Origin of the sequence: Micromonospora sp. AB353 (genome assembly GCF_049538395.1) — a bacterium.
GTDB lineage: Bacteria > Actinomycetota > Actinomycetes > Mycobacteriales > Micromonosporaceae > Micromonospora > Micromonospora aurantiaca.
This window is the reverse complement of record NZ_JBMVFV010000049.1, coordinates 12,443-30,372: the sequence shown is the minus strand read 5'-3', so window position 1 is coordinate 30,372 and position 17,930 is coordinate 12,443. Positions and strand designations below refer to the sequence as shown.

Here is a 17,930-nt window from a genome sequence, read left to right as displayed (position 1 = left end):
CCGGCACACTCTGAGCCGAATGTCGCATTTTTCGTCAGGGGTCGCGGCGGAGCTACCCTGGCCGCTGTGACCGATACCGCCGCCACACCGGTGCCGCCCGCCACCGACCCCGCGTTCACCCCGCCCAGCCTCGGCCGCCGCTTCGGCGCCCTGATCATCGACTGGGTGCTGTGCCTGATGGTCGCCCGGGCCTTCTCCGACCCGGTCCGCGACGGCTGGCCGCCGGTCCTGGTGCTGATCCTGGAGTACGGCTTCTTCATCGGCCTGTTCGCCCAGACCCCCGGCATGTTCCTCACCCGGCTGCGCTGCGTGTCCTGGGCCGACGGTGGCCGGATCGGGCTGCTCCGCGGACTGCTGCGCGGCGTCCTGCTGGCCCTCGTGGTGCCGGCGCTGCTGATGGACGAGCACCGCCGCGGCCTGCACGACCGGCTCGCCGGGTCGGTCGTCACCGACGCCCCGCGTCGCTGACCCCACACGACGAAGGAGCCGGCCCCGCACGGGACCGGCTCCTTTCTCGCGTACGCCGGAAGTCAGCGACCCCGGGTCTGCCGGAACGCGCCACGCGCCGGCCGCATGTTCTTCGGGATCGCGCCCTTGGGCATCTGCGGCCGCGCGGTGAGCGCCTTGAGCCGCTTGTCGAGCGCGTTGACGTCCTTCGGGGACAGGGCACGCGGCAGCCGCATCAGCGTCATCCGCAGCTTGCGGACCGGCAGCTCACCCTCGCCCTGCCCGATCACGTAGTCGTGCAGCGGGGCGGTGCCGATCACCTTCGCCAGGCGGCGCTTCTCCTGGCCGAGCAGGCCGCGCACGCGCTGCGGGTTGCCCTCGGCCAGCAGGATCACGCCCTGCCGGCCCACCACCAGGTGCACCATGTCCATCTGGGTGGTGGAGCTGACCGCCGGGGTGACCCGCCAGTCGCCGCGCATGCTCTCCATGATCTGCGCCGCCGCGCCCGGCTGCCCCTCGGCGGCGTTCATCATCGCCTTGTTCGAGCGCAGGTTGAGCACGATCAGCACGGCCAGCAGGGCGAGCAGGATGCCGATCGGCAACCAGATCCAGCCCCAGGCGATCACCGCGACCACGGTGAGCGCGAGCGGGATCAGCACCGCCGCCGCGGTCAGCGGCGCGAACCACTTGTCCTGCTTGGCGGTGAACCGGAACACCATCCCGATCTGCTTCAGCCGCTGGCCGAACGAGACCTTCTCCTGGGGCTTTGCCATACCGCAGAGTCTAGTGGTCGGCGCGCGCCCCGTTGATCCGTGGCCGCCCCCTGCGCCGAGGGCTGAGTACCTTACCGCCGTGCCGTCCCGAATCGGCCCGCCGGTAAGGAGGCCGGACGGCCGAAGATCAGGCGGCGTACCCATGCCCCGGGGGCACCTTCGCGCGGAGAGTCGATCTCGACAGGGACACACCGCACGACAGGGAGATCCGAGATGTTCGGCAACGACGCAGACCTCATCCTCAGCATCCACCGCAGCCACGCCGCCGAGCTGCAGGCCGACGCGGCCCAGGACCGGCTCGCCCGGTCGCTGCCGCGCCGGCATCCGCGCGGCTGGCTCAGCCGCCGCCAGCACAACGCCCGCCCCGCCGACGCCCGCCGGTGACCGCACCGGCGGCCGTCGCCGGGTTCGTGGGCGCGGCCGATGTCGTGGGGCGTGGAGAGATCGCCGGTCCGGCCGCCACGGGGGTGGCCGGACCGGCGGCTTCGCGCGGGCCGATCGGCCCGGTCGGGGCGTCGGAGGGCCGTGGCATGCTCGACGGCGTGACCGTACGCGCCGCCAGCACCGTCCTCGTCGGCCGCCGGTCCGAGCTGGCCGCGCTCGGCGACGCGCTGGCCCGGTCCCGGACCGGCGAGCCCGCGACGGTGCTCGTCGGCGGCGAGGCGGGCGTCGGTAAGACCCGGTTGCTGGAGGAGTTCGGCACGCAGGTGGACGCCGCCGGCGCGCGCCTGCTCGTCGGCCAGTGCCTGGAGCTGGGCGAGGCCGGCCTGCCGTTCGCCCCGTTCGCCGCCGCGCTGCGCGACGTGCTGCGCCACGACGGGCCGGCCGCCTTCGCCGGCTACGAGGCGGAGTTCGCCCGGCTGCTGCCCGAGCTGGCCCGGATGCCCGCCGGCGTCGCCGCGCCCGCCGGGCCGGCCCTCGCCGACACCCCGCGCGGCTACCTGTTCGACCTGGTCGCCGACCTGTTCCGGCGGATCGCCGAGGAACGCCCGCTGGTGCTGGTGATCGAGGACCTGCACTGGGCCGACCGGTCCACCCGGGATCTGATCGGCTTCCTGGTACGTGCCGCCCGCGCCACCCGCCTGCTGGTCGTCTGCACGTACCGCACCGACGAACTGCACCGCGGGCACCCGCTGCGGCCGTTCCTCGCCGAGCTGGACCGCGTCCGCGGCGTGGACCGGATCGAGCTGGGCCGCCTCGACCGCGACGGCACCGCCGCCGTACTGGCCGACCTGCTCGGCGTCGACCAGATCGCCCGGACCGTCGACGAGGTGCACGAACGCACCCAGGGCAACCCGTTCTTCATCGAGGAACTGGCCGCCGCCGGTGGCCCGGTCGGCTGCGCGGCCATCCCGGAGACGCTGCGCGACCTGCTGCTGGCCCGCGTCGACCGGCTGCCCGAGCCGGCCCAGCGGGTGCTGCGGATCGCCGCCGCCGGCGGCACCCGCTTCGCCCACCAGCTCCTCGCCGAGGTGGCCGGCCTGCCCGAGGCCGAACTGGAGGACGCGCTGCGCGCCGCCGTCGCCGGGCAGCTCGTGGTGGCCGACCCGGACGGCGACTACGAGTTCCGGCACGCGCTGGTCCGCGAGGCCGTGCACGACGACCTGCTGCCCGGCGAGCACGCGCGGCTGCACGCCCGGTACGCCGCCGCGATCGAGGCCCAGCCGCACCTGGTCGCCGCCGGTCGCGCGCCGGCCGAGATCGCCCACCACTGGTACGCGGCACACGACCACCCCCGCGCGCTCACCGCGGCCCGGGTCGCCGCCGAGGCGGCGGCCGAACGGTACGCGTACGCCGAGCAGAGCCGGCTGCTGGAGCGCGTCCTCGAACTCTGGGAGCAGGTGCCCGACGCCGCCGACCGGCTCGGCATGGACCACCTGCGGGTGCTGGAGGACACGCTCACCGCGGCGGTCACCGCCGGAGACCTCAGCCGGGCGCTCACGCTCACCCGGGCCGCGCTGGCCGAGGTCGACTCCGACGCCGAACCGCTGCGCGCCGCGCGCCTGCTCGACCACCGGGGCCGGCTGTTCGCGCTGCTCGGCAAGAGCGACGGCGCGACCGAGCTGCGCGAGGCGTACCGGCTGGCGGCGGGCGCGCCGCACGGCCCGGAACGGCTCGGCGTGCTCGCCGACATCGCGTCGCACCTGATGAAGGTCGACCCTCGGGAGGCCGCCTCGGTCGCCACCGAGGCCGCGGCCGGCGCGTCCGAGGTCGGCACCGACCTGGTGCTGCTACCGACCCGGATCGCCCTGCTGCACCGCATCGACGGCACGCCGGAGCTGGGGCTGGCCGAGCTGCGCCGGGTGGAGGCGCGGGCGCGGGCGGCAGACGACTCGTGGGCCCTGGTCAGCGCCCTGGTCTTCCTCTCCGACGTGCTCTACGAGCTGGGCCGCTACGACGAGTCCGAACAGGCAGCCGCGGCCGGGGTGAGCGAGGCGCGCCGGGTCGGCATCAGCCGCTCGATCGGGGCGTACCTGCTGTCGAACCGGGCCGAGGCACTGATCGCGCTGGGCCGCTGGGACGAGGCGGACGCCACCTGCGCCGAGGCGGCCCGGATCGACCCGCCCGGCGTGTCCGGGCTGCACTGGCTGCAACTGCGCGCCGGGCTCCACCTCGCCCGCGCCCATCCGGGCGCGGACGAGGTCGTCGGGCGGGCGCTGGCGTTCCTCGGCCGCCCGTACCTCTGGCCGAACCACCGGCTGCCGCTGCACGAGCTGCGCGTGGAGGCGGCGCTCGCCGCCGGCGACAAGCCCGAGGCGGTACGCGCGGCACGCGCCGCACTGGCCGACGCGCACCTGGCCGACCTGCCCCGGGAGGGCTGGCCGGTGCTGAACGCGCTGGCGCGTACCGCCGCGCTGACCGGGGACGCGACGCTCGCCGCCGACGTGTCGGCGGTGGCCGCCGCGCTGCCGGCCCGGTACCCGGCCGAGCACGCCCACGCCGCCCACGTCACCGCCGTTCTGACCGGGCTCGGGTCCGCCGCTCCCGCCGAGGCGCTCGCCGCGTGGCGGGCGACCGTGGCGGCGTGGCGGGCGGCCGGGCAGCCGTACCTGCTGGGCCGGGCGCTGCTGGGGCTGGCCGAGGCGGCCGCGGCGGCGGGCGAGCGCGACGAGGTGGCCGCCGCGGTACGGGAGACGGCCGAGCTGGCCGCCCGGCTGGGCGCCACCCCGCTGGGCGAGCAGGCGGCGACGCTCGCCCGCCGGGTCGGGCTGCGCGGCACCGGGCGACCCGGGCCGGACCTGCTGACCAGCCGGGAGCAGGAGGTGCTGCGGCTGGTCGCCGAGGGGCACAGCAACAGCCGGATCGCCGAGCGCCTGTTCATCTCGCCGAAGACGGCGAGCGTGCACGTGTCCCGGATCATCGCCAAGCTCGACGTGACCAACCGGGTGGAGGCCGCCGCGCTGGCGCACCGCCTGGGCCTGCTCGACCGGCCGTCACCCGCTCCGGCCCAGCGCCGCGTCCGGTAGCGCGCCGGTCCGCGCCGGGTGCGGGTCAGCGGCGCGGCAGGTAGATCCGCCAGCCGGCCACGGTGACGACGTCGAGCGCGCCCGATTCGGCGCCGACGCGTTCGTCCAGCCGCGCGGCCAGCGGCGAGCCGGCCGGCGCCACCCACGCCGCGTCCGGGTCGGCCGACACCTCCCGCCGGTACGCGGGCAGCCTGTCGAAGCCGGGGGTCAGGTCGTCGTCGACCACGGCGCAGACCACGTTCTCGCCGGTGGCGAAGGTGAGCCGGTTGCACGTCCAGTAGCCGCCGCGGACGTTCCGCACGTCGAGCGCGCCGAGCGTGTCCACGAGAGACCGGTGCCGGTCGGCCTCGGCGTGCACGGCCGGCGCCGCCCGGACCACGTCCACAGTGGCCGCCACTCCGGTGCCGAGCACTCCCGCGAGCACCGCCAGTGCCCCGACCCCCGCCACCCGGGCCGTCCTCCCGGCCGCCCGCCCGCCGGTCGCCTTGATCGACTCCACTTCGGGGAGATGGCGGTATCCGCCCTCCTCCGATACCGCCACCTCGGCGAACTGGCGTTCGGCGGGCCGGTCTGATGCCGCCACCTCGGCGAGCGGGCGGGCGGCCTGCCACAGTGGCCAGAGCAGGGCCGGTACGGCGACCGCCAGGCACGACAGGTAGCGGCTGCTCTCGATCGGCGTCTGCCCGGCCGCGTTGCTCACCGCGTACGCGGCGAGGACACCCGCCGCGCCGCCGAGCAGCGCCAGCCGCACCCCGGCCGACACCCGCTCCGCCGAGCCCGGATCGCCGGAGGCACGGCGAAGGGCGTGCCACGCGGTGAGCGCGGCGAGCACCAGCAGCACCGGGAACGCGACGGCCCACCAGAGCTGCCAGGTGGCACACCGGCCGGGGGAGCAGAAGCCCATCGCCAGCGGCGGCCCGAGGACCAGGGCCCCGTACAGCCGGTCCGCCCACTCGGCAGGTGAGCCCGCGCCACCGGCGGCCAGCACCGCGGCCATCGGGTTGCGGCCGTGCCGGATGCTGTCGGCGAGCATCGGCGCCGCACCCAGCAGCAGCGTGCCCGCCAGCACCATCCCGGCCCGGCCGGCCAGTTCCCGCCACCGCCACGCCACGAGCAGCACGCCGAGCGTCAGCACGTACGGCAGGATCAGCGGGTCCACCCAGAGCAGCACCCCCGAGACCAGTCCCCAGGCCGCCCAGCGGGGCAGCCGCGCACCCGGCCCGTTCACGCAGAGCCCGACGGTGAGCAGGGCCAGCGCGGCACCGGCCGGGTTCAGCTCCGGATAGCCGCCGCCGGCGATCAGTTGGTTCTTCACCACCCGGTCCGCGCCGAGCGCCAGCACGGCCACGACGAGCAGGGCGTACCAGCGGTCGCCGCCGAGACGCCGGGTGAGCCGCCAGGACAGCAGCAGGAACAACGCGTACAGCGCCAGCGTGGGCAGCCGCAGCACGAGCACCGACGGTCCGGCCAGCGCGACCAGCGGCGCGGCCAGGTACGCCTCCAGCGTGCCCATGTACGCCTGGCCGTAGAACCACACCGGGAAGCCGTCACCGCGGGCGATGTGCAGGGCGGCCAGCCCCATCGTCGCCTCGTCGCTGTTTGTGGGCGGTACGTCGGCGAACAGCAGCGCCAGCCGGTAGCCCACACCGGCGAACCCGACGAGCAGGGCGAGCAGCGTCGGCAACGGCAACCGCCGGGGCGTACGAGGGCGCACGGCTTCGCGTGGCTCCTCGCGTACCCCGGCGGTCATGCCTGTGATCATGGCATCCGGCGGGCGGCCGGCGGCGGGTGACGCGGTGGTCGGCCGGCCTCAGCCGGCGACGGTGACCTCCCGGCGGGCGTCGAGCGCCTGCTGGTAGAGGCGGCCCGCGCGGTACGACGAGCGGACCAGCGGGCCGCTCATCACGCCCGCGAAGCCGATCTCCTCGGCCTCCTCGCGCAGCTCGACGAACTCCTCCGGCTTGACCCAGCGGGTCACCGGGTGGTGCCGGGGGGAGGGGCGCAGGTACTGCGTGATGGTGATCAGCTCGCAGCCCGCCTCGTGCAGGTCACGCAGCGCCTGCGACACCTCGGCGCGCTCCTCGCCCATGCCGAGGATCAGGTTGCTCTTGGTGACCAGGCCGTCGGCCCGCGCCTGGCGGATCACGTCCAGCGAACGCTCGTAGCGGAACGCCGGGCGGATCCGCTTGAAGATGCGCGGCACCGTCTCCACGTTGTGGGCCAGCACCTCGGGCCGCGAGCCGAAGACCTCGGCGAGCTGCTCGGGGACGGCGTTGAAGTCGGGGATCAGCAGCTCGACACCGCAGCCGGACTGCAGCGCGTGGATCTGCCGGACCGTCTCGGCGTACAGCCAGGCCCCGCCGTCGGGCAGGTCGTCGCGGGCGACACCGGTGATGGTCGCGTAGCGCAGGCCCATCGTGGCGACCGACTCGGCGACGCGCCGCGGCTCGTCGGCGTCGAACTCGGCCGGCTTGCCGGTGTCGATCTGGCAGAAGTCGCAGCGCCGGGTGCACTGGTCACCACCGATGAGGAAGGTGGCCTCCCGGTCCTCCCAGCACTCGTAGATGTTGGGGCAGCCGGCCTCCTGGCACACGGTGTGCAGCCCTTCGCGCGAGACGAGCCCGCGCAACTGGGTGTACTCCGGGCCCATCTTGGCCTTGACCTTGATCCACGGCGGCTTGCGCTCGATCGGCGTCTCGGCGTTGCGCGCCTCGATCCGCAGCATCCGCCGCCCCTCCGGGGCGACAGTCGCGGTGCGCGCTGGCTGCTCAGTCGTCGGCGCGGATTGCTCGATCGTCACAAAACCGAGCGTACGCCGGTCGGTGCCGGTCGATGAACGAGGGCGACGGCCGTCACGCCCGAATGGCTGTGACACCGGACACCAGTGGCGAAAAAACCCGGTCACAGCGCGGCGCGTGCGGTGCTAGCGTGCCGGGCAGAGCTGTGACGGAGCCGAGTAACGGGCCGATCCGCCAGTCGAGAGAACCGCCGGTTGCTGCGAGGCGGTCTGGCGCCGGTCCGCGAAGACCCTCCCGAGCTGCGGGAAGAACGGCGTTTCGCGCCCAGTAGAGCCCGCCCGGCCGGCCCCGGTGAAAAGGCGACGAACGAGGCTCCCGCCCAGGCGGGGGCGAAGGTGTGGTGGCACCGCGAGGTTCCCGCTCGCCCACACCTCCCTGGGGATCGCGTTGCGATTGGTCAAGGAGGTAGTCGTCGTGCAACGCATCCTGTCCACAGAACTCCCCGCCCATGTGGGCGCCACCGTACGGCTCGCCGGTTGGGTCCACCGCCGCCGGCTGCTCAAGTCGGTGGCCTTCCTGATCGTCCGCGACGCCGCCGGGCTCGCCCAGGTGGTGGTCGCCGCGCCCGCCGTGCGGGAGCAGGTCGAGGCGCTCACCGAGGAGACGGTCGTCGAGGTGGTCGGCACGGTGGTCGCGAACGCCACCGCGCCCGCCGGGGTCGAGGTCGTCGAGCCGACGGTACGTCCGCTCGGGCCGCCCGCCGTCCCGCCCCCGTTCGACCTGTACCGGCCGGTGCTCACCGCCGGCCTGCACACTCAGCTCGACCACGCGCCGGTCGCGCTGCGGCACCCGGCCCGCTCCGCCGCGCTGCGGATCTCGGCGGCGGCCGTGTCCGGCTTCCGGGCCACGCTCGACGGGCGGGGCTTCGTCGAGGTGCACACGCCGAAGGTGGTCGCCTCGTCCACCGAGAGCGGGGCGAACGTGTTCGCGCTGGACTGGTTCGGGCGGCCCGCCTACCTGGCCCAGTCGCCGCAGTTCTACAAGCAGCTCATGGTCGGCGTCTTCGAGCGGGTGTACGAGGTGGGGCCGGTGTTCCGCGCCGAGCCGCACGACACGGTGCGCCACCTGGCCCAGTACACGTCGCTCGACGTGGAGCTGGGCTTCGTGGCCGACCACCGGGACGTGATGGCGGTGCTGCGGGAGACCCTGGCCGGGATGGTGGCGACCGTCGGCGAGCGGGCCGGTGGCGCGCTGGCGACGCTCGGCGTGACGGTGCCGGATGTGCCGGCCGAGATCCCGGCGGTGCACTTCACCGACGCGCTGACGATCGCCGGGGCACCGCCTTCCGAACCCGACCTGGCCCCGGCGCACGAGCGGGCGCTGGGGGAGTGGGCGCTCCGCGAGCACGGCAGCGACTTCCTCTTCGTCACCGGCTATCCGATGGCGAAACGCCCGTTCTACACCCACCCGGACCCGGCCCGGCCCGCGTACTCCAACGGTTTCGACCTGCTGTTCCGGGGCGTGGAGCTGGTGACCGGCGGGCAGCGGCTGCACCGGCACGGCGACTACCTGGCCGCCCTGGCGGCGCGCGGCGAGCCGGTGGAGCCGTACGCCGGGTACGTGGACGCGTTCCGGCACGGCATGCCGCCGCACGGCGGTTTCGCGATCGGGCTGGAGCGGTTCGTCGCCCGGCTCACCGGGGCGGCGAACGTCCGCGAGGTGACCGCCTTCCCTCGTGACCTGCACCGCCTCACGCCCTGACGGCGGCACTCTCGCGCGGCTCCCTCCCGCCGACTCCCTCCGGATCAACCGGATCTGCCACTGAGCGTGACGAACGGCTGCTCGGCCTCGCGGTCACGCTCGGTGAGCGTGGTTTCGGGGTGGTCGAGAGGCCCTCGGCGTCGGCGGATTGCGCTGAGCTGGGGTTATGGCGGACCGCCCTCGGGAGGGAGGGAAGGGTGTCTGCGCCCTTTGCTCTGCAGCCACGGACGCAGCGGTCGACCGATGGTTACCGTTGCGGATCCGGCTGCAGAGCAAAGTCGGCGGGAGGTCACCTGCCGCGGACGCGGCGTTGTCACTCACCGTGACCGACGGCGAGGTGGGATCCGGGCGGGCGGCGGTCCTGGGTGGGCGGCGATCCGGACCGGGCGGCCACCGCGCCGCCGAGCGGTCAGGCCGGGCCGAGCGCTCAGGCCGGGCCGAGCAGATCCCAGGGGTTGCCGGCGATGTCGCGGAAGACCGCGACCCGGCCGTACGGCTCGGTGCGGGGCGGCCGGACGAACTCGACGCCCGCGTCGACCATCCGGCGGTACACCGCCTCGAAGTCGTCGACCTGGAGGAAGAAGCCCACCCGGCCGTGGGTCTGGTCGCCCACCGCACCGGCCTGGTGCTCGCCGTCGGCGCGGGCCAGCAGCAGGCCGGTGCCGCCGCCCGGCGGGCGTACGACCACCCAGCGCTTGGGCCGGCCGTCGTTCGTCAGCGAGGGCTTGTCCTCGGCCAGCTCGAACCCGAGCACCTCGGTGAAGAAGGCGATCGCGGGGTCGTACTCGGCCACGACGAGCGTGACCAGGTCGAGCCGCACGGGCTCAGACCTGCGTCAGCGTCGGCAGGTGCCGCTCGACCACCGGCAGCACGTCGGCGACGGTGATCGGCCGGCCCAGCTCGGCGGTCAGCGAGGTGACCCCGGCGTCGCGGATGCCGCAGGGCACGATCCGGTCGAAGAAGCCCAGGTCGCAGTCGCAGTTGATGGAGAAGCCGTGCAGCGTGACGCCGCGCGCCACCCGGATGCCGATGGCGGCGACCTTGCGGGCCGGGCCCCGGTCGTCCTCCGGCACCCACACGCCGCTGCGTCCCTCGACCCGGCCGGCGGACAGCCCGAACTCGGCGCAGACGTTGATCAGGAGCTGCTCGGTGCGCCGGACGTACGCGACCACGTCGACCGGGTCGGGCAGCCGGACGATCGGGTAGCCGACGAGCTGCCCCGGACCGTGCCAGGTGATCTTCCCGCCGCGGTCCACGTCCACCACCGGGGTGCCGTCCATCGGGCGGTCCCACGGCTCGGTGCGCTTGCCGGCGGTGTAGACGCTGGGGTGCTCCAGCAGCAGCACCGTGTCGCCCTGCTCGCCGGCCACCACCGCCTCGTGCAGCCGGCGTTGCTCGTCCCAGGCGGCCTGGTAGTCGAGCAGGCCGGCGCGGACGGCGGTCAGCCCGGAAGTCGTCACACTCACCCGTCCAGCCTAGTCCCGCCCTCCGGGAACCGGACCCGTGAGCCTCGTCGCGTCAGTCCGGTACCCGCCACAGCCAGACGTCCTCCACCCGCTCGGGCGGGCCGAGCAGCGCGGTGGCGGTGCGTCGCAGCGCCTCCTCGTCGACGTCGAACTTCGCGCCGTGCACCCGGTCCGGCAGCACCACCGCCTGGACGCCCCAGTAGCGCAGGTCCGCCTGGGACTCGCGGATGCTGCCGTCGGTGATGATCGGCACCAGCCCGGTCCGGCCCGCCTGGTCCATCAGCGAGTCGAAGGTGCGCGGCACCGGGCCGATCCGGCCCCGGCCCTCCGGCCCGCCCGGCCCGAGGAAGAAGCCGGACGGGATCCGGAACTCACCCTGCCGGTGGGCGAGCGCGTACGCCTGCCAGCGCTGCCCGTCCGGGTAGACGTCAACGGTCAGCGGCAGCGGCGTCAGCACCCCGTCGGGCGGGACGTAGCGCTGCCAGGCGCCGCTGGTGATGAACGCCGGGATCGGTTCGCGGACGCTTGTCAGCAGCGGGATCGGCACCAGCGGCAACAGCGCGGCGGCGAAGCCGAGCGCCCAGGCGAGCCCGCTCACCCGGCGCCGGGGCGGCCGGGCACGCAGCGAGTCGATCGCGTACGCCAGCAGCAGGCCGATGACCGGTGCGACCACGAGCGCCAGCCGGGACGGCAACGCCGCGTTGATCACCGGCAGGTTGTCCAGCACCCCGAACGGCAGCGTCTGGTCGAAGCGGCGGCCGTTCCACTTCACCGTCGGCCCCCACGACAGCACCGCGAAGACCACTGCTGTCACGCCGAGGGCGGCCAGCGTGGCCCGGAACGCGCGGTCCGCGCGCCACCACAGCAGCGCGAAGCAGGCGACGGCGAGCAGGAGCAGCGGTACGCCGAAGAACGAGTTCTCCTCCGTCGGGTTGGGCGCCAGCGAGGTGCCCCATCCGGCCCAGCCGGCCAGTGACCGGCGCGGGTACGACCCGTACGCGGCGATGTCCTCGGAGTGGATCAGCGGGTCGAAGCCGGTGCCGTGGAACCGTTGCGGTCCGAGGAAGTGCAGCCACAGCGGGTACGCCAGCAGCGCCCCCGCGACCAGCGCGGTCACGCCCAGCCCGGCCGCCATCCGGGGCAGCGCGGCGCGTACCTCCGGCCACCGGGCCGGGTGCAGCGCCCAGGCGGCGAGGAACACGCCGAGCGCCAGCGCGGTGAAGAACAGCCCCTCGGCGGCGATCGAGAACGCGACAGCCACCAGCAGGCCGAGCACGATCCCGCCGGTGACCGCCCGGCCCGGGCGGCGCAGCCGGAACACGCCCCAGATCAGCAGCGGCACCAGCCAGCCCGCGGTCCAGTTCAGGTGCGCGTTCGCGTGCGACACCATCGCCGGGCAGAAGGCGATGAACAGCGCGCCCACCCCGGCGGCCAGCCGGCTGCCGACCAGGTGCCGGCTGAGCAGCCAGTACCAGGCCACCGCCGTCGCGGCCAGGTTGAGCGTGAGGATCACCAGGAACGTCGCGGGCGGCCCGATCAGGTACGTGAGCGGCGCGAAGACCGCCGCGTACACGGTGATCGAGGTGTTCACCGCGAGGTTCACCCCGTCCGGGACGTTGATCAAGGTGGTGTACAGCGGGTTCTGCCCGTGGGTCAGCGCGTGCCCGCCGAACGCCAGCAGCCACTCGAACAGCGCCTGGTCGCTGGAGTTGACCGTGATCGCGCGGCTGTTCGGATCCCGCCACATGCCACTCGTCACCCAGAGGGCCAGGGCCAGCGCGGCGAGCGTGACCAGCAGGTCGGCGCGCCGGTCGCGGACGCGCGTCGGCGCCGGGCCGGCGGCCGTGGACGGGGAGGAGGGCACGCAGCGGACGTTACCAACCGGACCTGGGCAGACCGCCCGGACACGGAACTCGCCGCACACTTCGGTGACCGTGAATGTGTGAGCGGCGGCCATTCCGGTGTGACGAAACGCGGCCGTAACGTCTCGGCAACTCGGAGGTGACTCAGTTCACATTCCACGATCGGGAGGTTCCCGTGCCCCGCTCCTCATCCCTCATCGCCCGCGTCGCCGGGGCGGCGGCCGGGGTCGTGCTGGCCGCTGCCACCGCGCTGGTCGCCGCCCTTCCCGCCCAGGCCGCCTCGCTGACCCAGGTCACCGGGTTCGGCTCCAACCCCGGCAACCTGGCCATGTACGCGTACCGCCCGGACGGCCTGCCCGCCGGCGCGCCCGCCGTGGTGCTGCTGCACGGCTGCGTGCAGAACGCCTCGACCTACGTCGCCAACTCCGGCTGGCAGAAGTACGCCGACCAGTGGAAGTTCACGCTCATCGCGCCGCAGCAGGCCAGCGGCAACAACGCCAACTCCTGCTTCAACTGGTTCGAGACCGGTGACACCGCACGCGGCCAGGGCGAGGCGCTGTCGATCAAGCAGATGGTCGACTACGCCAGGACCACCTACGGCACCGACGGCGCCCGGGTCTACGTCAGCGGCCTCTCCGCGGGCGGCGCGATGAGCGCGGCCATGCTCGCCGCCTACCCCGACGTCTTCGCCGGCGGCTCGATCATCGCCGGCATCCCGTACCGCTGCGCCACCAGCACCGTCACCGCGTTCAGCTGCATGAACCCGGGTGTGGACAAGACCCCGGCGCAGTGGGGCGACCTGGTCCGCGGCGCGTACGCCGGCTACTCCGGCAAGCGCCCGCGGGTGGCGATCTGGCACGGCACCAGCGACACCACGGTGGCGACCGCGAACGCCGCCGAGTCGCGGGACCAGTGGACGAACGTGCTGGGCGTGTCGACCACCCCGACCAGCACGTCCACGCTGCCGGCCGGGACGAGCCTGGAGGTCTACGGCGCCGACCAGGTCCGCCTCTACCGGGTCTCCGGGATGGGCCACGGCACCCCCGTCGACCCGGGTGCGGGCGCGGACCAGTGCGGCACCGCCGGGGCGTACTTCCTGGACACCATCTGTTCGACGTACCGGGACGCGGTCTTCTTCGGGCTCGGCGGTGGCGGCGCCTCGCCGAGCCCGACCCCGACGGCGACCGCGTCGCCCACCCCGACGGCCTCGCCGACCGCCTCGCCCTCGCCGACCAGCGCGCCGGTCTGCGTCACCGCCAGCAACTACGCGCACGTGGTGGCCGGGCGGGCCTACCAGTCCGGCGGGTACGCCTACGCGCTCGGCAGCGGGCAGCGGATGGGCCTCTACAACACCTTCTACACGAGCAGGCTGAAGCAGACCGGGCCCGCGTACTGGGTGATCGGCTGCTGATCCGCCCCGTCGCGCCGCCCTCGCCCGCTCACTCGGTGAGGGCGGCGCGCAACGCGCCCGCCAGGTCCGGGTGCGCCCACGGGAAGCCGGCCTTGTCGAGCACGGCGGGCAGCACCCGCGCGCTGGTCAGCGCCTCCTGCGCGAAACCGCCGAGCGCCACCTTCAGCGCCACCGCCGGGATCGGCATGATCGCCGGGCGGTGCAGCTGGCGGGCCAGCTCCTTGGTGAACTCGGCGTTGGTGACCGGTGCCGGGCCGACCACGTTCACCGCGCCGGCGATCCCGTCGCGGGCCAGCAGGAACGTCACGGCGTCGAGCCAGTCCCGCATCGAGATCCACGGCAGCCACTGCCGCCCGTTGCCCAGCTTGCCGCCGACGCCGAGCCGGAACGGCAGCAGCTGCGGCTTGAGCAGGCCGCCGTCGCGGTGCAGCGGCAGTCCGGTACGCAGGCGCACCACCCGTACGCCCGCGTCCTCGGCCGGGCGGGTCGCGGCCTCCCAGACCCGGCAGACGTCGGCGAGGAACCCCTCACCCGCAGGCGCCTCCTCGGTGACCGTCCGGTCGCCGGTGTTGCCGTACCAGCCGACGGCGGAGGAGTTCAGCAGCACCGCGGGCCGGTCGGCGGCGGGCAGGCCGGCGATCGTGATGGCGAGCGTGGTGGTGCTGTCCACCCGGCTGGTCCGGATCAGCTTCCGGTACTCGTCGTTCCAGCGCTTGTCGCCCACCCCGGCGCCGGCCAGGTTCACCACCGCGTCCGCCTCGGCGACGCACTGGGGGTCCAGTTGCGCGGCGGACGGGTTCCACTGCCGTTCGGCGGGGGTGCGTGGCGGGCGGCGGACCAGGCGGGTGACCTGGTGGCCGTCCGCGGTGAGGCAGTCGACCAGTCGGGTGCCGAGGAAACCGGACGCGCCGGCCATGAGGATCCGCATGCTCACATCTTCGAGTACGCGGCGCGATTCGGATGCGTTGAGCGAAATCACTCACTCGTCACGCCCACCCGTCACGCGCGCTGAACGCGTTGCGTTTTTTTCGAATAGCGATACCCTTGTGGTCATGAGCAGCGCGCTGCGTGAACGTACCGTCCTTCCTCCGGACGACCCGGCTGAGCTGGCCCGGTTCGTGCACGAACTGCGGAGCGCCGGCGGTCGTGCGCGGGCCAGGCTGGTCGGGCCGGACGGGTCCGAGATCGAGATCCCCGACGAGTTGTACGGAGTGCTGCGGGACGTGGTGACGGCACTGTCCGAAGGGCTTGCGATCTCCATCGCACCGCACAACACGATGCTGACGACCCAGGAGGCGGCAGACCTGCTCGACATCTCCCGGCCCACGCTGGTCCGGTTGCTGTCCGAGGGCGAGATGCCGCACACGATGCGCGGCCGTCACCGGCGAGTCATGCTCCGGGACGTTCTCGACTACCAGGAGCGGACCCGGCAGGCACGCCGCCGGACGCTCGACCGGATGACCGCCGAAGCCGAGGAAGACGGCGATGCGACGGCCACACCGCGCAGGACGAGATGAGCGTGACCTGAGTGGCGTTCCCGGACGCGATGGTCAGCGGGTACGAGTCGCTCATCGACGGCATGTCCAACGATCCCAAGGACCGGCACGTGCTGGCTGCCGCCGTCCGGGCGAACGCGGAAGTGCTGGTCACGTTCAACGTCGGTGATTTTCCCGAGGCGTCGCTCAAGTCCTTCGACATCGTGGCGGTGCACCCGGACGACTTCCTGCTCGACCAGCTGGACCTCTACCCGGGGCAGACACTGGACGTCCTGCACCGCCAGGCGGCCGCCTACCGCAGGGAGCCGACGACCGTACCGGGTCTGCTCGTACTGCTGGGACGCACCGGCCTGCCCCGGTTCGCCGCGGAGGTCCGCCGGCACCTCTGAGGCGGCCCCCCCGCGGCGGGACAGGGCGGTCAGGCGTCGGCCGGGGCGGTACGCAGCTCGGCGAGCAGGCGTTCCACCTCGGCGAACGCGTCCTGCGGCAGTGGCCCGTACGCCAGCGCTCCCAGGTTCTCCTCGGCCTGCGCGACGGTCCGGCAGCCGGGGATCGGCAGCGTGTGCGGGCTGCGGGCGAGCAGCCAGCCCAGCGCGCCCTGGGCGAGCGTGCGGCCGTCGGCGGTCAGCGCCTCACGGACCCGGGCCACCCGCTGCGCCCACTCGGCGCGCGGTACGCCGCCGGCGAACCAGTCCAGCCACTCCGGTGCCACGCCGCGTACGTCGTCGCCGCCCCGGGCGGTCGGCGCGTCCTGGTACTTCGCGGTGAGCAGGCCCATCGCCAGCGGCCCTCGATTGAGGCTCGCCAGGTCGAACTCCGCGCACACCGCGAGCATGGCGGCGTTGTCCCGCAGCACCGACTGGTCGTGCTGGATCGCCGCGCAGTGCGGTCCCGCCTCGGCGAAGGCGCGCGCCGAGGCGGGGTCGTCGGTGCTCCAGCCGTACGCCCGGATCTTCCCCTCCGCGACCAGGTCCTCCAGCGTGCCGACGAGGTCCAGCGCCCGTGGCACCGGCAGACCGCCCAGGTGGAGCTGGTAGAGGTCGACGTGGTCGGTGCCGAGCCGGCGCAGCGAACCCTCCAGGCTGCGCCGCGCGTACTCGGGACTGGCGTCCTCGCCGAGCGCCTGGCGGGTCTCCTCGTCGGTGGGGTAGCCGAACTTGGTCGCGATGACCGCCCGGTCCCGGCGGCCCGCCAGCGCGCGCCCGAGTACCCGTTCGCTGTGCCCGGCGCCGTAGTTGCTGGAGGTGTCGAACAGCGTCGCGCCCAGGTCGAGCGCCCGGTGGACGGTACGCACCGACTCGTCGTCGTCCACCTCGCCCCAGCCGAGCGGTTGGGTGCCGTCCCAGAGCGGGCCGCCGATCGCCCAGCAACCCATGCCGATCGCGCTGACCTCGATGCCGCTGCGGCCCAGCCGTCGTGTCGTCGTCATGCGCCCAGTGTTCACTTTCGAGTGTGCTTGAAGTCCAGCCCTTTTCCCGCCAGCCGGGGCAGGAGCGGGGCGAGCGCGTCGACGGCTCCGGCGCGTACCACGAAGCGGCTGACGCCCCAGCGGCGCCGGTGCCCGGCGACCGCCGCGACGATCTCGTCGGGCGTGCCGGCCAGTACGAACGGGGTGGCCAGCACCTCCGCCGGGGTGAGCCCGGTCTCGGCGGCCGTCCCGGCGGCGGCCGCCTCCGCGTCGTCGGTGACGGCGACGTGCTGGACCAGCGCCTCCAGGACCGGCGGGGTGTCCCGGCCGGCCGCGCCGGCTGCCACGTGCGCGAGCTGTGCCTCGATCTGGTCGGACCGCCAGCGGACGGTGTGCTGGTGGCCGTCGGGCAGGGTACGGCCGAAGCCGGCCAGGCCGACCACGTCGGCGTGCGCCCCGGCCCAGCGCAGCAGCGTCGAGTTGGAAGTGCCCACCGTCAGCGGGATCCGGTCCTGGACCGGGCGGGGCCGGTCGAGCCGTGCCGCGTACGTCGTCAGGTCCTCGGTGTCCACTGTCACCTCGTCGCCGGCGAGCAGTGCCCGCACCGCCTCGGTCACCGCGACGCACCGGCGGACCCGGCCGGCGACGTCCGGGCGCTCGCGCCCGACGGCCCGCCACTCGGCCGGCGTGTGGCCCGCGCCTATGCCGAACCGGGCCCGCCCGCCGGAGACCACGTCCAGGGTGGCGATGTCGGCGGCGAGCAGGATCGGCTCGCGGACCCCGGCGTTGGAGACGTACGAGCCGAGGCCCAGCGTGCTGGTCACCGCCGCCGCGGCGGCCAGCGCGACGAACGGCGACGCGCAGGAGCCGGGATGGTCGGCCGCGAACAGCGCGTCGAATCCGGCCGCCTCGACGGTACGGGCCAGCTCGGTCCAGCTCGCCGCGTCGGTGGGCTGGGCCTGTACGGAGAAGGTCGCCATCGCCTCAGCATCGGCGCGTGCCGGGCCGCAGGCCACCCCGCACGCGCCGATTCTGCCGACGGCCGAACGGTAAGGAAGGGCCCCTTCTTAACGCCTGGCGAGGTGAAAGGGCCCCTTCTTA

General features: G+C 74.2%; 16 protein-coding genes. 7 read left to right on the top strand and 9 right to left on the bottom strand.

Going from position 1 to position 17,930, the window contains the following annotated elements:
* Positions 1-57: 57 nt before the first annotated feature.
* Positions 58-468 (top strand): RDD family protein, encoded by a 411-nt coding sequence (locus tag ACPCK6_RS19815; protein ID WP_423481857.1) that lies wholly within the window; start codon positions 58-60, stop codon positions 466-468.
* Between the two features lie 62 nt (positions 469-530).
* Here the strand turns inward: ACPCK6_RS19815 and ACPCK6_RS19810 are convergent, their stop codons facing one another.
* Positions 531-1,220, bottom strand: coding sequence for a DUF4191 domain-containing protein (locus tag ACPCK6_RS19810; protein WP_013287747.1), 690 nt, complete (start codon positions 1,218-1,220; stop codon positions 531-533).
* 213 nt (positions 1,221-1,433) lie between these two features.
* Here ACPCK6_RS19810 and ACPCK6_RS19805 point away from each other — a divergent pair, with 213 nt between their 5' ends.
* Positions 1,434-1,604: a hypothetical protein gene (locus tag ACPCK6_RS19805; RefSeq protein ID WP_013287746.1), complete on the top strand. Its 171-nt coding sequence runs from the start codon at positions 1,434-1,436 to the stop codon at positions 1,602-1,604.
* A gap of 158 nt (positions 1,605-1,762) precedes the next feature.
* Positions 1,763-4,687, top strand: a complete 2,925-nt coding sequence (locus tag ACPCK6_RS19800; protein WP_396882376.1) for an ATP-binding protein — start codon at positions 1,763-1,765, stop codon at positions 4,685-4,687.
* Between the two features lie 25 nt (positions 4,688-4,712).
* Here the strand turns inward: ACPCK6_RS19800 and ACPCK6_RS19795 are convergent, their stop codons facing one another.
* Both ACPCK6_RS19795 and lipA read right to left on the bottom strand, forming a co-directional pair.
* On the bottom strand, positions 4,713-6,437 hold the full coding sequence (locus tag ACPCK6_RS19795) for a DUF423 domain-containing protein (protein WP_423481850.1): 1,725 nt from the start codon (positions 6,435-6,437) through the stop codon (positions 4,713-4,715).
* A 60-nt stretch (positions 6,438-6,497) separates the two neighbouring features.
* Complete coding sequence (gene lipA, locus ACPCK6_RS19790) at positions 6,498-7,487, bottom strand: lipoyl synthase (protein WP_357210447.1); 990 nt, start codon at positions 7,485-7,487, stop codon at positions 6,498-6,500.
* Between the two features lie 412 nt (positions 7,488-7,899).
* Between lipA and aspS the strand changes: the two genes are divergently transcribed.
* Positions 7,900-9,186 (top strand): aspartate--tRNA(Asn) ligase, encoded by a 1,287-nt coding sequence (gene aspS / locus ACPCK6_RS19785; RefSeq protein ID WP_423481849.1) that lies wholly within the window; start codon positions 7,900-7,902, stop codon positions 9,184-9,186.
* Between the two features lie 427 nt (positions 9,187-9,613).
* On the opposite strand, the gene ACPCK6_RS19780 is transcribed toward aspS, so the two are convergent.
* Genes ACPCK6_RS19780 through ACPCK6_RS19770 form a run of 3 tightly spaced genes read right to left on the bottom strand, consistent with a single transcriptional unit; the run spans position 9,614 to position 12,516 of the window.
* Entirely contained in the window at positions 9,614-10,006 is a 393-nt protein-coding gene (locus ACPCK6_RS19780; protein WP_135241383.1) for a VOC family protein, read from the bottom strand.
* 4 nt (positions 10,007-10,010) lie between these two features.
* On the bottom strand, positions 10,011-10,652 hold the full coding sequence (gene lipB / locus ACPCK6_RS19775) for a lipoyl(octanoyl) transferase LipB (protein ID WP_423481848.1): 642 nt from the start codon (positions 10,650-10,652) through the stop codon (positions 10,011-10,013).
* Between the two features lie 52 nt (positions 10,653-10,704).
* Positions 10,705-12,516 carry a DUF6311 domain-containing protein gene (locus tag ACPCK6_RS19770; RefSeq protein ID WP_423481847.1) on the bottom strand — a complete coding sequence of 604 codons (1,812 nt, stop codon included), beginning with the start codon at positions 12,514-12,516 and terminating at the stop codon, positions 10,705-10,707.
* 173 nt (positions 12,517-12,689) lie between these two features.
* Here ACPCK6_RS19770 and ACPCK6_RS19765 point away from each other — a divergent pair, with 173 nt between their 5' ends.
* A complete protein-coding gene (locus ACPCK6_RS19765; RefSeq protein WP_423481846.1) occupies positions 12,690-13,925 on the top strand; it encodes an extracellular catalytic domain type 1 short-chain-length polyhydroxyalkanoate depolymerase in 1,236 nt (411 codons plus the stop codon).
* 28 nt (positions 13,926-13,953) lie between these two features.
* Here the strand turns inward: ACPCK6_RS19765 and ACPCK6_RS19760 are convergent, their stop codons facing one another.
* Entirely contained in the window at positions 13,954-14,853 is a 900-nt protein-coding gene (locus ACPCK6_RS19760; protein ID WP_423481845.1) for a TIGR01777 family oxidoreductase, read from the bottom strand.
* A gap of 124 nt (positions 14,854-14,977) precedes the next feature.
* On the opposite strand from ACPCK6_RS19760, the gene ACPCK6_RS19755 reads away from it, so the two are divergent.
* Positions 14,978-15,442, top strand: a complete 465-nt coding sequence (locus tag ACPCK6_RS19755) for a helix-turn-helix domain-containing protein (protein ID WP_423481844.1) — start codon at positions 14,978-14,980, stop codon at positions 15,440-15,442.
* Positions 15,443-15,453: 11 nt separating this feature from the next.
* On the top strand, positions 15,454-15,810 hold the full coding sequence (locus ACPCK6_RS19750; protein WP_396882368.1) for a VapC50 family PIN domain-containing toxin: 357 nt from the start codon (positions 15,454-15,456) through the stop codon (positions 15,808-15,810).
* A gap of 29 nt (positions 15,811-15,839) precedes the next feature.
* On the opposite strand, the gene ACPCK6_RS19745 is transcribed toward ACPCK6_RS19750, so the two are convergent.
* Together ACPCK6_RS19745 and ACPCK6_RS19740 are read right to left on the bottom strand one after the other, a co-directional pair.
* Complete coding sequence (locus ACPCK6_RS19745; protein ID WP_194801129.1) at positions 15,840-16,850, bottom strand: aldo/keto reductase; 1,011 nt, start codon at positions 16,848-16,850, stop codon at positions 15,840-15,842.
* An 11-nt stretch (positions 16,851-16,861) separates the two neighbouring features.
* Positions 16,862-17,809, bottom strand: a complete 948-nt coding sequence (locus ACPCK6_RS19740; protein WP_423481843.1) for an LLM class flavin-dependent oxidoreductase — start codon at positions 17,807-17,809, stop codon at positions 16,862-16,864.
* Between the last annotated feature and the right edge of the window lie 121 nt (positions 17,810-17,930).

Coding starts and splice junctions, on each gene's coding strand:
- ACPCK6_RS19810 (WP_013287747.1), bottom strand. CDS start 1,220: ATGGCAAAGCCCCAGGAGAAGGTCTCGTTCGGCCAGCGGCTGAAGCAG.
- ACPCK6_RS19805 (WP_013287746.1), top strand. CDS start 1,434: ATGTTCGGCAACGACGCAGACCTCATCCTCAGCATCCACCGCAGCCAC.
- ACPCK6_RS19795 (WP_423481850.1), bottom strand. CDS start 6,437: ATGACCGCCGGGGTACGCGAGGAGCCACGCGAAGCCGTGCGCCCTCGT.
- ACPCK6_RS19760 (WP_423481845.1), bottom strand. CDS start 14,853: ATGCGGATCCTCATGGCCGGCGCGTCCGGTTTCCTCGGCACCCGACTG.
- ACPCK6_RS19755 (WP_423481844.1), top strand. CDS start 14,978: ATGAGCAGCGCGCTGCGTGAACGTACCGTCCTTCCTCCGGACGACCCG.
- ACPCK6_RS19745 (WP_194801129.1), bottom strand. CDS start 16,850: ATGACGACGACACGACGGCTGGGCCGCAGCGGCATCGAGGTCAGCGCG.
- ACPCK6_RS19740 (WP_423481843.1), bottom strand. CDS start 17,809: ATGGCGACCTTCTCCGTACAGGCCCAGCCCACCGACGCGGCGAGCTGG.